Annotated in this window: 12 protein-coding genes; 8 read left to right on the top strand and 4 right to left on the bottom strand. The window is 70.3% G+C overall.

Translation table 11 applies throughout. The features are described 5' to 3' along the window. Positions 1-5: 5 nt before the first annotated feature. From purL to ACYQ78_RS34180, 4 genes are all read left to right on the top strand, one after another. The gene (purL, locus tag ACYQ78_RS34165; protein WP_459805099.1) at positions 6-2,261 is read left to right on the top strand and encodes a phosphoribosylformylglycinamidine synthase subunit PurL; all 2,256 of its coding nucleotides are present in this window, start codon (positions 6-8) and stop codon (positions 2,259-2,261) included. Positions 2,262-2,556: 295 nt separating this feature from the next. Then, a complete protein-coding gene (locus tag ACYQ78_RS34170) occupies positions 2,557-4,653 on the top strand; it encodes an adenylate/guanylate cyclase domain-containing protein (RefSeq protein WP_459805100.1) in 2,097 nt (698 codons plus the stop codon). Between the two features lie 26 nt (positions 4,654-4,679). Beyond that, positions 4,680-5,345 (top strand): Crp/Fnr family transcriptional regulator, encoded by a 666-nt coding sequence (locus tag ACYQ78_RS34175; protein WP_459805101.1) that lies wholly within the window; start codon positions 4,680-4,682, stop codon positions 5,343-5,345. A 7-nt stretch (positions 5,346-5,352) separates the two neighbouring features. Next, positions 5,353-6,738 (top strand): MFS transporter, encoded by a 1,386-nt coding sequence (locus ACYQ78_RS34180; protein ID WP_459805102.1) that lies wholly within the window; start codon positions 5,353-5,355, stop codon positions 6,736-6,738. Here ACYQ78_RS34180 and ACYQ78_RS34185 read toward each other — a convergent pair. Then, entirely contained in the window at positions 6,677-7,357 is a 681-nt protein-coding gene (locus ACYQ78_RS34185; RefSeq protein WP_459805103.1) for a TetR family transcriptional regulator, read from the bottom strand. The two genes, ACYQ78_RS34180 and ACYQ78_RS34185, sit on opposite strands and share 62 nt — an antisense overlap. Positions 7,358-7,437: 80 nt before the next feature. On the opposite strand from ACYQ78_RS34185, the gene ACYQ78_RS34190 reads away from it, so the two are divergent. After that, positions 7,438-8,844 (top strand): MFS transporter, encoded by a 1,407-nt coding sequence (locus ACYQ78_RS34190; RefSeq protein ID WP_459805104.1) that lies wholly within the window; start codon positions 7,438-7,440, stop codon positions 8,842-8,844. On the opposite strand, the gene ACYQ78_RS34195 is transcribed toward ACYQ78_RS34190, so the two are convergent. Continuing rightward, positions 8,841-10,940, bottom strand: a complete 2,100-nt coding sequence (locus tag ACYQ78_RS34195; protein WP_459805105.1) for a PhoX family protein — start codon at positions 10,938-10,940, stop codon at positions 8,841-8,843. The two genes, ACYQ78_RS34190 and ACYQ78_RS34195, sit on opposite strands and share 4 nt — an antisense overlap. 131 nt (positions 10,941-11,071) lie before the next feature. On the opposite strand from ACYQ78_RS34195, the gene ACYQ78_RS34200 reads away from it, so the two are divergent. Further along, entirely contained in the window at positions 11,072-11,527 is a 456-nt protein-coding gene (locus ACYQ78_RS34200; RefSeq protein WP_459805106.1) for a sterol carrier family protein, read from the top strand. Here ACYQ78_RS34200 and ACYQ78_RS34205 read toward each other — a convergent pair. Beyond that, entirely contained in the window at positions 11,510-12,103 is a 594-nt protein-coding gene (locus ACYQ78_RS34205) for a hypothetical protein (protein WP_459805107.1), read from the bottom strand. The genes ACYQ78_RS34200 and ACYQ78_RS34205 overlap by 18 nt on opposite strands. Positions 12,104-12,231: 128 nt before the next feature. Between ACYQ78_RS34205 and purF the strand changes: the two genes are divergently transcribed. Together purF and purM are read left to right on the top strand one after the other, a co-directional pair. Beyond that, on the top strand, positions 12,232-13,668 hold the full coding sequence (gene purF, locus ACYQ78_RS34210; protein ID WP_459805108.1) for an amidophosphoribosyltransferase: 1,437 nt from the start codon (positions 12,232-12,234) through the stop codon (positions 13,666-13,668). Then, positions 13,665-14,690, top strand: a complete 1,026-nt coding sequence (gene purM / locus ACYQ78_RS34215) for a phosphoribosylformylglycinamidine cyclo-ligase (RefSeq protein WP_459805109.1) — start codon at positions 13,665-13,667, stop codon at positions 14,688-14,690. Before purF ends, purM begins: the two co-directional genes overlap by 4 nt. Before the next feature lie 212 nt (positions 14,691-14,902). Here purM and ACYQ78_RS34220 read toward each other — a convergent pair whose 3' ends face one another. Next, positions 14,903-15,139 carry a DUF3073 domain-containing protein gene (locus ACYQ78_RS34220; protein ID WP_459805110.1) on the bottom strand — a complete coding sequence of 79 codons (237 nt, stop codon included), beginning with the start codon at positions 15,137-15,139 and terminating at the stop codon, positions 14,903-14,905. Positions 15,140-15,158: the final 19 nt, after the last annotated feature.

Raw genomic sequence — 15,158 nt, forward strand, 5'->3', positions numbered from 1 at the left:
CTGCGATGTTGGTTGACACCGTCAAGCGGGCCGAACTCACCCCCGACGAGCGCATGCCGTTCGCCGAACTCGGCATGAAGCAAGACGAATACGACCGGGTGGTGGCCATCCTCGGCCGCCGTCCGACCGGCTCCGAGCTGGCCATCTACTCGGTCATGTGGAGCGAGCACTGCTCGTACAAGAGCTCGAAGGTGCACCTGCGGCAGTTCGGCACCAAGGCGCCGCAGTCCGAGGCGCTGCTGGTCGGCATGGGCGAGAACGCCGGGGTCGTCGACATCGGCGACGGCTGGGCGGCCACGTTCAAGATCGAGTCGCACAACCACCCGTCCTACGTCGAGCCCCACCAGGGCGCGGCCACCGGCGTCGGCGGCATCGTCCGCGACATCATGTCGATGGGCGCCCGGCCGGTCGCGGTGATGGACTCGCTCCGGTTCGGCGGGCTCGACCAGGGCGACACCCGCCGGGTGCTGCCGGGCGTGGTCGAGGGCATCTCCCACTACGGCAACTGCCTGGGCCTGCCGAACATCGGCGGCGAGGTCGTGTTCGACCCCTGCTACATCGGCAACCCGCTGGTCAACGCGCTCTGCGTCGGCCTGCTCCGGAAAGACCAGATCAAGCTGGCCGTCGCCCCCGGGCCCGGCAACAAGGTCATCCTGTTCGGCGCCCGCACGGGTGCCGACGGCATCGGCGGCGCCTCGGTGCTCGCGTCGGCCACCTTCGAAGACGAGTCGCAGGCCAAGCGGCCCGCCGTCCAGGTCGGCGACCCGTTCATGGAGAAGCTGCTGATCGAGTGCTGCCTGGAGCTCTACCAGGCCGACGTGGTCGTCGGCATCCAGGACCTCGGCGCGGCCGGTGTCTCGTGCGCGACCACCGAGCTCGCCGCCAAGGGCACCGGCGGCATGGACGTCGACCTCAACCTCGTCCCGCTACGCGACCCCACGCTGCGGCCCGAGGAGATCCTGATGAGCGAGTCGCAGGAACGCATGATGGCCGTGGTCACGCCCGGCGACATCGATGCCTTCCTGGCGATCTGCGCCAAGTGGGACGTCCCGGCGACCGTGATCGGCGAGGTGACCGACACCGGCCGCCTGGTCATGACGTGGGACGGCGAAGTGATCGTCGACATCCCGCCGGGCACCGCCGCCGACGAGGGCCCGGTCTACGAGCGGCCCTTCCACGAGCCCCTGGGCCAGCACGACCTCAACCTCGACACCCCCGACTCGCTGGAGCGCCCGGCCGACCTGCGGGCCACGCTCCTGCAGCTCATCTCGTCGGCGAACCTTTCGTCGCGGGAATGGGTGACCTCGCAGTACGACCGCTACGTGCGCGGCAACACCGTGCTCGCCCAGCCGGCCGACGCCGGGCTGCTGCGGGTCAGCGAGGTCATGCCGGGCGCCGAGGAGACCACCCGGGGCATCGCGCTGGCGACCGACGGCAACGGCCGCTACGCCAAGCTCGACCCCTACGCCGGCGCGCAGCTGGCCCTCTCCGAGGCCTACCGCAACGTCGCCGTGACGGGTGCGACCCCGCTCGCGGTGACCAACTGCCTCAACTTCGGTTCGCCGGAAGACCCCGAGGTCATGTGGCAGTTCGCCGAGGCGGTGCGCGGTCTGGCCGACGCGTGCAAGACCCTCGGGGTGCCGGTGACCGGCGGCAACGTGTCGTTCTACAACCAGACCGGCGCGGCCGCGATCAACCCGACGCCGGTCATCGGCGTGCTCGGCGTCATCGACGACGTCGCCACGCGGGTGCGGTCGGGCTTCACCGCCGAGGGCCTGCGCGTGGTGCTGCTCGGCGCGACCTACGACGAGTTCGGCGGGTCGGAGTGGGCCCACGTCGCCCACGGCCACCTGGGCGGGCTGCCGCCGCGGGTGCAGCTGGAGGCCGAGCGCGATCTGGCGGCCGTGCTGACCGAGGCGGCGAAGCTGGGCCTGCTCGAAGGGTCCCACGACCTGTCCGACGGCGGTCTCGGCATCGCGCTCGCCGAGGCGTGCCTGGCTCAGGGCGTCGGCGCGACCGTCTCGCTGCCCGGGGGCGACGCGTTCGTCGACCTGTTCTCCGAGTCGTCGGCGCGGGCGCTGGTCTGCCTCCGGCCGGAGAACTTCGAGGCGCTGACCGACCTGTGCGCCCGTCTCGACGTGCCCTGCTACGGCCTGGGCGAGACCGGCGGCGACCGCCTGGTCGTCGAGGGCGTGCTGGAGGCCACGGTCACCGAACTGCGGACCTCCCACGAGGCCACACTTCCGGGCGTGTTCGGCTGATCCAGTTCGTACAGAAAAAAGAGCCCCTCCGGCGCCGATCCGGAGGGGCTCTTGTCATGTGTACGAGGCATCGGGGCCCCCACGACCCCAGCGCCTGTGACATCAGGTGACAGAGAGATAGACGAGCAAGGTGTGCCGTTGGATGTCCGGAGAACATCACGTCTTCGCATCGGTGAACGCGTATTAATCCCTGGTATGGCCTCTTCGCGTTGGCCGCGCTCCCACCCGGCGGGATAATCAGGTCCGTTCGGGATGAACCCGCACTTCAAGCCAAGGCTGACTTCGGAGGACCTCCGTGGCCTCGACCGACCAAGAGCTCTTCCTGCCCCCGGCGACGCAGCCGGTCAGGGGGGTCGTCTGGTTCATTCACATGATCGTGCCGATGCTGGGCTTGTGGTTGCTGCTGGCCCACCCGGTGGACGAGGACCCGCACACCGTCGACCTCGACCACGTCTGGCAGCACAACCCCAGCCACTTCTGGCTGGTCCTGGTGGTGGCCGGGGTCAACCTCGTGCTCGGAGTACTGATCAGCCAGGCGTCGGCACGGCGGCGTGACGCCCGGCTGCTCCTGGTCTCGCTGGTCTTCCTGAGCAGCGCCGGGTTCTTCACCCTGCACGCCCTGAGCACCCCCGCGGTCATCCTGCCCGGCGCCACGGTCGGCTTCGACGTCGCGCATCCGGTCGGCCTGATGATCGCCTCGGTGTTCGCCTTCCTGTCGGGCCTGCCGCTGAACGGCAGGCAGGGCGAGGCGTTCCTGCGGCTCCAGCTCCCGCTGCGGCTGGCCGTCGGCCTGCTGCTGGTCGGCTGGGGCGTCGCCTCGCTGGTGCCGGGGCTGACCCCGCTGACCGACAAGCTCCCGCCCGGCGGGATCGGCCTCGGTTACTGGGGTCTGATCGGCGTCTTCCTGTACCTCGCCGCCGCCGCCATGATGTTCCGCCTGCACCGCAAGCGACCGGCCGCCGTGCTGATCTCCCTGATCACCGCCTACGCGCTGCTGGCCGAGGTGATGATCGCCGGGATCGAGCACCGCAACTGGGCGATCTCCTGGTGGCTCTGGCACGTCCTGCTGACGCTGGCGTTCTTCTTCGTGGCCTACTCGGCCTACATCCAGTTCCGGCGCGAGGGCTCCAGCCGGGGCCTGTTCGACGCGGTCACCCTGTCCGCGACCGCGCGCCGCATCCAGGCGCAGTACGAAGAGGCGCTGGAGGAACTCGTCGCCCACCTGCGCCGCCGCACCGAGTCGGGCGTGCCCGTCGCGACGCGGCTGGCCGGGCGGTTCAAGCTCACCGAGGGCCAGGCGGCCGTGCTCGACAAGGCCGGTGAGGCGCTGGCCAACGAGCGCGAACTGTCGGAGCGGCTCGGCGCGCTCGTCGAGGTCGGCGGCCGGGCCCGTGTCGGCCTGCCCGAGTCGGAGCTGCTGACCGTGTCGCTGCGGCGGGTGCGGGAGGCGTACGGCGACGTGCGCGTCAGCGTCATGAACGACGGCAAGCTGACCCCGCTCGGTGCCCGGGGCGCCCCGATCCTGACCAGCGACGAACTGGCCGTGCTCACCCGGGGCCTCCCGGTCGAGATGTCCGGCACGGTGGTCCACCCGCTGACCGTGAAGGGCCACCTGGCGGGCGCGCTGTCGATCCCGGTCGGCCAGACCTCGCAGGACGCCGCGCTGGCCGCCACCCTGGCCACCCAGCTCTCGATCACTTTGGAGAACGCCCGGCTCTACGCGGAGCTGGAGACCCTCTTCCGCGCCTACATGTCGCCCGACGTCGCCAAGAGCCTGCTGGCCGACCCCAACAAGGCCGCGCTCGGCGGTTCGCTGACCGAGGTCACGGCCCTGTTCGCCGACCTGCGCGGGTTCACCACCTTCTCCGAGAAGGTCGCGCCCGGCGAGATCGTCGACATGCTGAACCGCTTCCACACGGCGGCGGTGCCGTGCATCCTCGGCAACGGCGGCACGATCGTGCAGTTCGTCGGCGACGCCCTGCTGGCCCTGTTCAACGCCCCCGCCCCGCAGGCCGACCACGCGCTGCGGGCCGCCCAGGCGGGCCTGGAGATGCAGCGGGCCGCGGCCCGGGTGTCGGCCGAGGTGCTGCGCGAGCAGGAGGCCGGGCTGCTGTCGGAGGTCGAGTGGCCGAAGTTCCGCGTCGGCGTCAACACCGGCCAGGCGCTGGTCGGCAACATCGGCAGCCCCGAGTTCCGCGGCTTCAACGCGATGGGCGACGCCGTCAACGTGGCCGCCCGCCTCCAGGCCCTGGCCGACCCCGGTTCCGTCGTGATCGGCCAGTCGACCTACGACCTGCTCGGCCGGGCCGACGTCATCTCGCTGGGCGATCTGTCCCTGAAGGGCAAGGACAACACCGTCCACGCGTACGTCCTCCGTGAATTGGACGAATGAGCGTGTCTGACCCAAGACTTGGCGATATGAAATCACCGGAGCCAGGGGAGTTCCTGGCCCTCCTCACCGCCGAGGAGATCGCCGACCTCCGGGCCGCCGGCCGACCCCGTAAATGGGATCGCGGCGAGACCGTCATGACCGAGGGCGACACCAACGACTGGGTGATCGTGCTGACCTCGGGGCGGGTGAAGGTGTCGTCCCACACGGCGGGCGGTACCGAGGTCGTTCTCGCGGTCCGCGGCCCGGGTGCCCTCCTGGGCGACATGTCGGCCGTCGACGGAGGTCCGAGGTCGGGCACCGTGACCGCGCTGGAGCCCATCGAGGCGATCGTCGTGCGCGACTTCGCCGCGTTCCTGCGCGAGCACGGCCGCATCGCGGTCCTCCTCCTCCAGCTCATCACCGGCCGTCTGCGCGACGCCGACCGCAAGCGCGTCGAATACGGCGCCTTCGACACCACGGGCCGGGTCGCGACCCGCCTGGTCGAGCTGGCCGAGCGCTACGGCGAGCAGACCAGCGGGGGCGTCAGAGTGATGCTCCCGCTCTCGCAGGACGAACTGGCCGGATGGACCGGCGCGTCCCGCGAGGCCGTCAGCAAGGCGCTCAGGAGCCTGCGCGACCGCGGCCTGCTGGAGACCGGCCGCCGGCGAGTGATCATCTACGACCTGGACGGGCTGCGCAAGAGAGCCCGGTGAGTCCGGGGTGAGGTACGCCTGGCGGGTCTGCTTCGTCACCGGCCTCGGCCTCATCCTCATGGGGCTGTCCCACAGCACGCTCAACGTGGCGCTCCCCGTCGTGGTGCGTCACTTCGACGCGTCACCGATGGCGGCCAACTGGATCCTGCTGTCGTTCATGCTGGTGAACACCGCCACCCTGGTGTTCTTCGGCCGGGTGGCCGACCTGCTGGGCCGGCGCGGGGTCTATCTGACCGGGTTCGCCCTGTTCACCCTCGCGTCGGGGCTGGCCGGGCTGGCCCCCGACGTGGGCTTCCTGATCGCGATGCGGGCCGTGCAGGCGATCGGGGCGTCGATGATCCTGGCCAACGGCACGGTCATCATCACCGACGCGTTCCCGCCCGACCGGCTCGGCCAGGGCATGGGCGTCTACATCGGCACCCTGTCGGTCGCCCAGCTCGTGGGGCCGACGGTGGGCGGGCTGATCGCCGACACGCTCGGCTGGCGGTGGATCTTCTGGGTGAACGTGCCCGCCGGGCTTCTGGCCCTGGTCGCCGGGCTGATGATCTTACGGCCGGGGCGTCCGGGAGAGCGGGCGCCGGTCGACGCCGCCGGGAACCTGGTGATCTTCGCGCTGCTGTCGGCCGCGCTCTTCGCGGTGACCGAGCGGTCGCCGGTCGCCGCCCTCGTCGCCGCGCTCCTCGTGCCGGTCCTCGTGTACGTCGAGCGCCGGGCGGCCAGCCCCATCCTCGACGGCGCCCTGTTCGCGGCGCCGCTGCTGGTCTACTCGAACCTGGCCTCGTTCGGCGCGGCGCTGACCCGGTCGTCGCTGATCCTGCTGGCGGGGCTCTACTTCCAGGCGGCGCGCGGGGTCGACGCGCTGCAGGCCGGGCTGGCGATCCTGCCGGTACCCGCCGGGATGGCGCTGGCCTCTCCCCTCGCGGGGGCGCTGGCGCGGCGGCTCGGGGCCTACGCCGTGTCGGTCGGCGGGGCGGTGCTGGCCGCCTGCGGGCTCGGGGTGATGGCCCTGTCGACCGACGCGCCCTATCCGGTGATCGCGGCCGGGCTGTTCCTGGCGGGCTGCGGGAACGGGACCTTCCTGACCGGGAACACCACGCAGATCATGAACGCGCTGCCGCCCGGGAGCCTCGGGGTGGTCAACGGCTTCCGGCTGACGATCCAGAACTTCGGCATGTCGCTCAGCGTGGCGACGACGTTGAGCCTGCTCACCAGCGCGGTCACGCCGGAGATCCGGGCGCAGGTCTACCAGGCGACGCTGGCGCTGCTCTCCCCCGAGGCCGTCGACCAGCTCATGGGCGGCTTCAGACTGGCGTACACCACGCTGTTCGGCTTCAGTCTCGCGGGGGCGCTGTGTGCGGCACTCGCGCGGCCATCGTCTCGACCCCGGCCATGAGCAGGTCGACGCCGTAGGCGTAGTAGTGGGCCACGTCGGCCTCGTCTTCGTAGGTCTTGGCGAACTCCATGAGCATCGGGAAGCGGTCGGCCGACAGGTTCTCGATCTGGAGGCGCTTGCGCCGCCGCCACTCCCTGGCCTCCGCGCCGCTCAGCGGCGGCGGGCAGACCGGCGCGCCGCCGACCAGGCCGATCGCGCCCGACAGCAGGTAGGACGAGACCAGGAACCCCTCTTGGACGGTGAAGCCGCCCTTCTTCAGGAGTTCGAGGGCCATGTTGGTCGCCACGTTGAAGCTGTCGAGCCGGTGCTTGTCGACGATCTGGAACAGCGCCGCCATCGCCGGATGACGGTCGAGCAGCGCGACCAGGCGCTCGACCATCGCGCGCACCTGCACCTGCCACGCGTCGCCGGTCACGGGCGCCAGGATCCGGCTCAGCAGGTGGTCGGTCACGCCCGCGAGCAGCTCGTCTTTGTTCTTGAAATGCCAGTAGAGGGCCATCGGCGTGACGCCGAGCTCCTGGGCCAGGCGCCGCACGGTGACGGTCTCCAGCCCCTCGGCGTCGATCAGGTCGATGGCCCGTTCGACGACTGATTCACGGCTCAGCTTCTCGGATGCCACTTGACAACTATACGACGTACAAGCTGAGCTATGCACTGTACATGTACGCCGTACAAGTACTCCGTATAGGGGGCTCTGGAATGCGCAGTAGGTGGTGGGTGCTGGCGGCCGTGTCGCTGGCGACCTTCATGACGTATCTCGACAACAACGTCGTCAACGTGGCGTTGCCGACGATCGAGCAGGACCTCGGGCTGACGCTCGCCGGGCTCGAATGGATCGTGAGCGGCTACATCCTGGCCTTCGCCGGGCTGCTGCTCGCGGGCGGCCGGCTGGCCGACGTGTTCGGGCTGCGGGTCATGTTCTTCGCCGGGCTGGCCCTGTTCACCGCCTCGTCGGTGGCCGCCGGGCTCGCCGGGTCGCAGGAGATGCTGATCGCCGCGCGGGTCGCCCAGGGCGTGGGCGCCGCCCTGGTCACGCCCACGTCGCTGGCGCTCATCCGGGCCACGTTCGTCGACGCGCGCGAACGCGCCACGGCCGTGGGCATCTGGGGCGCCGTCTCGGCGCTCGCGCTGGCCGTCGGGCCGCTGACCGGAGGCGTGCTCAGCGAGAACATCAGCTGGGGCTGGATCTTCCTGATCAACCTGCCCATCGGCATCGTGGTCGCGGTGATCGCCGCCATGAGCCTGCCGGCCAGTTCGCGCCTGCGCGGCGTCCGGATCGACGTGCCCGGCGTGCTCGCCTCGTCGCTGGCCCTGTTCGCGCTGACCTTCGCGCTCATCGAGGGTGAGGGCGAGGGCTGGACCTCCGGGCTGATCCTGGGCTCGTTCGCGCTGGCCGCCGTCTCGTTCGCGACGTTCCTGGTGATCGAGTCGCGCAGCCGTCAGCCGATGATCGACCTCGGCCTGTTCCGCTCACGGGTGTTCAGCGGCGGCCTGCTGTCGATGGGTATGTGGGCGTTCGGCGTCTTCGGGATCTACTTCTTCACCGCGATCTACCTGCAGAGCGCCCTGGGCTTCAGCCCGACCGAGGCCGGGGCCGGGTTCGTGCCGATGGCGCTGCTCATGGCGGCCGTCGCGGTCTTCTCGCCGCAGCTCGCCCGGCGCATCGGCACCGGCCCCTCGGTCGCCGCCGGGCTGGCCCTCATGGTCGTCGCCATGGTGGGGCTCTCGACGACCGGCGCGGGGTCGGCCTACCTCGACCTGCTGCCCTGGTTCCTGTTCTTCGGCGCGGGCGGCGGCATGCTCGTGCCGCTGACCGACGTGATCATCGGCGCGGTGCCGGCCGAGCGGGCCGGGATCGCCTCGGGCACCCTCAACGTCTCGCGCGAGGTCTTCGGCCTGCTCGGCATCACGATCCTGGGCGCGATCCTCAACGCCAGGCAGACCGCCCCGACGATGGAGGCGTTCCTGGACGCCTACCAGTTCACGCTGCTCATCGCCGCGGCGATCGTCGCGGTCGGGGTCCCGATCTCCCTGTACGCCCTCCGCAAGGGCCGCACCCCCGCAGAGGAGATCACCGAAGAAGACCGGGACCCCGCGCTCGTCTAGCTGCCGATCTTCTTGCCCAGCTTGTGCCAGGCGACCACGACCGACGGGCGGGGCTGCGAGGTCCCGCCGTCGGGGAAGTGGGAGATCGGGGCGGCCGGCGAGGCGCCGGTGCCCTCACCCGGGTGCTGCACGGCCACGAAGACCGACCGCTGGTCGTCGGAGACCAGCGGGCCGCAGCACTCGGCGCCCTTGGGCATGGTCAGGAACTGGCGCACGTGGCCCTTGTCCTTACCGCGCACCGGCATGGCGAACAGGCCGTCGTGGGTCCCCAGGGCGTTGCCGTCCGTGGAGATCCAGAGGTTGCCGTCCTTGTCGAAGGTGACGTTGTCGGGGCAGGAGATCGGCGAGACCTTGGTCTTGTCGAACCCGCCGAAGTAGGTGCCCGGGTCGGTCGGGTCGCCGCAGACCAGCGGGAGGTTCCACGCGAAGGTCAGCGCCGCGGCGTCGTCGCGGTTCTCGGCGATCTCGAGGATGTGGCCGTGCTTGTTGTTGAAGCGCGGGTTGGCCTCGTCGACGACCTGGCTGGGCAGGGTGCGCGCGGTGTTGTTGGTCAGGGCCACGAACACGGTGCCGGTGACCGGGTTGCGCTCCATGTCCTCGGGACGGTCCATCTTCGTCGCGCCCACCTTGTCGGCGGCCAGACGGGTGAAGACCAGGACCTGCTCGGCGGTCATGCCGGAGACGAACGAGCGGTTGCCGCTGACCAGCGGGATCCACTTGCCGGCGCCGTCGAACGCCTTGTCGGAGGGCAGCTTGCCGGTGCCGTCGATCTCGGCGGCCGGGCTGTCGCCGGTGAACTTGGCGACGTAGAGGGTGCCGTTGTCGAGCAGCGTCCGGTTGTGCCGGTCGTTGCCGGGCCGGTAGCGGTCGTTCGACACGAACTTGTAGATGTACTCGAACCGCGAGTCGTCGCCCATGTACGCGACCAGACGGCCGTCGCGGCTGATGGTCGTGGTGGCCGCCTCGTGGGCCATGCGGCCGAGGGCGGTGCGCTTGATCGGGGTGGAGGTGGGGTCGGTCGGGTCGATCTCGACGATCCAGCCGAAGCGGTTGGCCTCGTTGGGGTTCTTCTCCAGGTCGAAACGGGCGTCGACCCGGTCCCAGCGACGGCCGCCCAGCGCGGCGGGGAAGGCGTAGCGGGTGAGCCCGGCCTGCGCGTCGGCGGGCGCCTTGGCCGCGTTCACGAAGTACTGGTTGAAGTTCTCCTCGGCGGTCAGCACGGTGCCCCACGGGGTGGTGCCGCCGGCGCAGTTGTTCAGCATGCCCTTGACGACGCGGCCGCTCGGGTCGGCGGTGGTCTTCAGGTAGCTCGAACCGGCGGCCGGGCCGGAGAACTTCATCTGGGTGTCGACCGTGATGCGGCGGTTGTAGCGGCGCGGGCCGGAGGTGACGAGCTCCCAGCGGCCGGAGTTGCCGCTGCGCTTGATCTCGACGATCGAACCGCCGTGGGCGGCCTGAGCGATCTTGATCTGCTCGGGGGTGGCGTTGTCGCCGTTGGTGTAGCCGCGGAACATCAGCTCTTCGTTGGTGTACTCGTGGTTCACCCAGAGCAGCCCGCGGTCACGGCCCAGCGGGAACAGCGTCACGAAGTCACAGTTGTAACCGAACTGCTTGGCCTGCGCGTCGGCCGTCTGCGCCTCGAAGTTGAAGGCGGGCGCGCCCGGGACGACCGGGTCGCCCCAGCGGACCACGACGGACGACTGGTAGCCGTTGGGCACCGTGATCTGGTCATTGGTGTTCGGCGCCACGGGGCTGAAGCTCAGGCCGCCCTTGTAGGGGTGGGAGCCGCCGTTGTTCCAGTTGCCGCCCTTGTTCCACCAGTCGATGGTGAACTTGTCATCGGCGGCGGCGGGGGTCGCGGCGGCGGCGCCGACGGCACCGGCCGACAGGACCAACGCGCCCAGCGCACCCGCGCGCAGCGCGCCACGGCGGGACAAATCGGTGACGATGTCGCCGAAGTAGGCGTTGTCACTCGTGTTGGGGACTTCGTGGAAACACGCGTCGCCACAGCGGTATTTACAGGTCATGGCGCTACGGCCGCCCTGGTGGGCAGGGGCCAGCAGCGGCAGGGATCGACGCGGTGACGGGTTCGTCACAGCTCCTCCAAAGGGGGTCGCGCGGGAATCGGGGTAGGGGTCCCCGCCGGGACCGTATGGTCGGCGCCCGAAGCAACGGTGAACACCATTCGCCTCGACGGTGAACGCTGCACTCGCGTCACACTAGTCACATGCCGTCCCGTCGCCAGGACCCTTCGCGCGTTCGCGCAGCTCTCGATATCCAGTTGGCAGATCTGGGCCTGCCGGCCTTCGACGGGCCCGACAATGCCGCCGGCCCCGCCGTGGTGGCGGCGGTGCTGTCGGCGTACGACAGGGAGACCACCCCCCAGCGCGAGGCGCTCCGCGCGGCCGTGCGGTTCCTGCTCGACGAGCTCGTCGCCAAGGCGCCCGGCCGGACGGTCGAGGTGCGGGTGCCCCCGTTCGCCGCCGTGCAGTGCGTCGAGGGGCCCCGGCACACCCGGGGCACTCCCCCCAACGTCGTCGAGGCCGACCCGCGCACCTGGATCGCGCTGGCCACCGGCCGGGAGACCTGGCCCGCGGCGGTGGCCGACGGGCGGGTCAGGGCGAGCGGCGGCCGGGCCGACCTGTCGCCGTTCCTGCCGGTCTCGCTAGTAACCCCCCTCTGACACCGGGGCGTTCAGCTTCCGCTGCACGCACTGCTGCGACGACTCCTGGGTCGGGTGCAGCCGGGTGTCGAAGCACTCCGCGATGTTGTTCTTGTTGGCCCAGTTGACCACCACGGCGATGATGATCGCCCCGATCACGAGCGTGAGGATGCTCAGGATCAGGCCGACGACGGCCCGCCCCTTGTTGGACTTCTTCACGATCGCGACGATCCCAACGATCACTCCGGTGATCGCCACCAGGAGCCCGATGCCGCACACCAGCAGCAGCACGATCGCCACGATGCCCAGCACCAGCGCCGCCGTGCCCAGCCCGCCCTTGGTCGTCTTCGGCGTCTCCCCGTAATACGACTGTGGCGCCTGCGGGTAGCTCTGCGGATAGGCGGCCGGCTGGGGCCGGGGCGCCTGGTAGGGCGGCGGGGGCTCCTGCGGCGGCTCCTGCGGGTCATGCCTCTGAGCACTGAAAACAGCGGTGTCCTCGGTGTCCGGTGACGGCCTGCCCGGGGCCTGTTCGGGCGGCACGTCCCAGGGCATGCGCCGCTTGGGCTGGTCGTCCCTCGGCTCGTCAGGAGTCGTCATGCTCCTGTCAATTCCCCCGCACAGCGGGCGGTACGGCGGCCGACACGGCAAAGCGCTGGTGATCGTTTCGCCGTGGATAGGCCACCCGGGGGTCCGAGCAGCCAAGAGGCCGAAATAGACTCAAGCATGTGCTGAAGGGCGACGGCCATCTGAGCCATGACCTTGACCCCCTCGACCAAGGCCCGAAAGACGCTTGCGGCGTCTTCGGCGTCTGGGCTCCAGGGGAAGACGTCTCGAAACTCACCTACTACGGCCTCTATGCGTTGCAGCATCGCGGCCAGGAGTCCGCGGGCATCGCGGTCAGCGAGGGCAGCCGGATCCTCGTCTACAAGGACATGGGCCTGGTGGCCCAGGTTTTCGACGAGTCGATTCTCGGCACCCTCAAGGGTCACCTGGCCATCGGCCACTGCCGCTACTCCACCACGGGTTCGAGTGTGTGGGAGAACGCGCAGCCCACGCTGAGCTCCACCGATGTGGGCGGCCTGGCGCTGGCCCACAACGGCAACCTGATCAACACCGGCGAGCTCGCTCTCCGGGTGGCACCCGGCACCACCAGGGCCACCACCGACAGCGAGATCCTCACCGCGATCCTGGCCAAAGACCGCGACGAGCCGATCGACGACGCGGCCGCCCGGCTGCTGCCGGCCGTCCGTGGCGCCTACTCACTCGTCTTCATGGACGAGAAGACGCTCTACGCGGCCAGAGACCCCCAGGGCATCCGTCCGCTCGTCCTGGGCCGGATGGAGCGCGGCTGGGTGGTGGCCTCGGAGACGGCCGCCCTCGACATCGTCGGCGCGACGTTCGTGCGCGAGGTCGAGCCGGGCGAGCTGCTCACCATCGACGAGCGCGGGGTCCAGTCGCGCCGGTTCGCGCCGGCCGACCCCAAGGGCTGCCTGTTCGAATACGTCTACCTGGCCCGCCCCGACACCACGATCGCCGGGCGTGGCGTCCAGGCGACCCGGGTCGAGGTCGGCCGACGGCTGGCCCGCGAACACCCGGTCGACGCCGACCTGGTGATCCCGACCCCCGAGTCGGGCACCCCCGCCGCGATCGGCTACGCCGAGCAGAGCGGCATCCCCTACGGCCAGGGGCTGGTGAAGAACTCCTACGTCGGCCGCACCTTCATCCAGCCGTCGCAGACGATCCGCCAGCTCGGCATCCGGCTGAAGCTGAACCCGCTGAAGGAGATCGTCCAGGGCAAGCGGCTGATCGTGGTCGACGACACGATCGTGCGCGGCAACACCCAGCGGGCGATCGTGAAGATGCTGCGCGAGGCCGGGGCGACCGAGGTCCACGTGCGCATCTCCGCCCCGCCGGTGGCCTGGCCGTGCTTCTACGGCATCGACTTCGCCACCCGCGCCGAACTTCTCGCCGGGTCGATGGACGTCGAGGAGATCCGCGAGCACCTGGGCGCAGACTCTCTCGGCTACATCTCGATGGAGGGCCTGACCGAGGCCACCACGATCCCCGAGAACAAGCTCTGCCGAGCCTGCTTCGACGGCTCCTACCCGATCCCGATCGACCAAGACCAGGTCGGCAAATACGTCCTGGAGGCCCGCGCATGACCTCGTACGCCGCAGCCGGTGTCGACATCGAGGCCGGTGACCGCGCCGTCGAGCTGATGAAGTCGAAGGTGGCCAGGTCACGCCGCCCCGAGGTCGTCGACGACGCCAGCGGCTTCGCGGGCCTGTTCGACGTGTCGGCGCTGCTGAAGTTCCGCCGGCCGCTGCTGGCGACCTCCACCGACGGCGTCGGCACCAAGGTCATGCTGGCCTCCCTGCTGGGCAAGCACGACACGATCGGCATCGACCTGGTCGGCATGGTCGTCGACGACCTGGTCGTCTGCGGCGCCGAGCCGCTGTTCATGACCGACTACATCGCCTGCGGCAAGGTGGTGCCCGAGCGCATCGCCGAGATCGTCGGAGGCGTCGCCGAAGGCTGCCGCCAGGCGGGCTGCGCCCTGGTCGGCGGCGAGACCGCCGAACACCCGGGCGCGATGGGCCCGGGCGATTACGACCTCGCGGGCGCCGGCACCGGCGTCGTGGAGGCCGACGAACTGCTCGGGCCCGACCGGGTCCGCGCGGGTGACGTGGTCCTGGCGATGGCGTCGTCCGGGGTCCACTCCAACGGCTACTCCCTGGTCCGCCACATCATCAAGACGGCAGGCCTCGGCCTGGAGTCACAGATCCCGGAATTCGGCCGGACCCTGGGTGAGGAACTTCTCGAACCCACCCGGATCTACTCGCTCGACTGCCTGGCCCTGATGCGCCACGTCCCGGTGCGGGCCTTCGCCCACATCACGGGCGGCGGCCTGACGGCCAATCTGGCCCGCTCGCTTCCCGGGAGTGTCGACGCCGTCCTCGACCGGGGGTCCTGGACGGTCCCGGCCGTCTTCTCGGTCCTCGGCGAGGCCGGGAAGGTCCCGCTGTCCGAGCTCGACAAGACCTTCAACCTGGGTGTCGGCATGGCCGCGATCGTCCCGGCCGACGACGCCGACCGGGCCCTGGAGCTCCTCGAATCCCGCGGCGTGCCGTCGTGGGTGCTGGGTGAGGTCGTCCCCGGTTCGGGTCAGGCGCGTTACCGCTGAACAGCGAGAAGCCCGGTGGCCTGATGGCCGCCGGGCTCCGCGCGTACATCCGAAAGGCCGCCTGGGTCACCCCCGGCGGCGCTCTCGGTCTCGTATGGAAATGACTGTATGCGCTCCGGTCACCCGGAGCGCCTGACCCTCACGAGGCCGCGCCGAAAACACCCGGCGTGGCGAACCGCGCCGGGCGTTGTCAACGCTGGATTAGGTGCCGCTCAACGACGGCCCCCAGATGAGGAGTCGTCCTCATCGTCCTCGTCATCGACATTGGCGTAGTCGGCGTACCGCTCGGCCAACTCGTCATAAGGGTCGGGTTCGTCACTGCGGCCGGAATCGACAGGCTCCTCGACTCCGAGCTCCGCGCGCAGGCGCTCAAGATCGGTGCCGCCGCTGTTGTACTTCAGCTGGCGGGCAACCTTGACCTGCTTGGCCTTGGCTCGGCCGCGCCCCATTGGCTCGACCCCCTCATGC

The organism is Herbidospora sp. RD11066, from assembly GCF_054661255.1.